Annotated in this window: 1 protein-coding gene; it reads right to left on the reverse strand. The window is 74.4% G+C overall.

Annotated features, from left to right (window positions below; translation table 11 throughout):
- Positions 1-38 precede the first annotated feature (38 nt).
- Positions 39-403 (reverse strand): YchJ family protein (locus tag G5C65_RS38320; protein ID WP_165303709.1); only part of this gene is annotated, 365 nt, incomplete at its 5' end.

The raw sequence follows: 403 nt of genomic DNA on the forward strand, positions 1-403 counted from the left end.
GGCGGCCCCGCTGGTTCCGCCGAGCCGGGTAGGCGCGGTCACGTCACCGCGTCCAGATAGACCCACTCCCCCTCGTGCCGCACGAACCGGCTCCGTTCCTCCAGCGTGCCCCGCTTCCCGTCGGCGGTGCAGTACGCACGGAAGGCGACCTGACCCTCGGTGTGGAACGCCGTGCCGCCGACCGCCTCGACAATCTCCAGCCCCGTCCACTCCGGCCCGTCCGCCACGTCGACACGCGTGGGACGGGTGCGCGGGTGCCAGGTGCGCAGCAGATACGCCTCGTCCCCCACGGCGAAGGCGGCGTAGCGCGACCGCATCAGCAACTCCGCCGTCGACGCGGTGGCCCGCCCGTCGTGGAAGCGCCCGCAGCAGGCGCCGTACCCGGCGGGCAGTCCGCAGGGGC

Source organism: Streptomyces boncukensis (assembly GCF_011045075.1).
Classification (GTDB): Bacteria; Actinomycetota; Actinomycetes; order Streptomycetales; family Streptomycetaceae; genus Streptomyces; species Streptomyces boncukensis.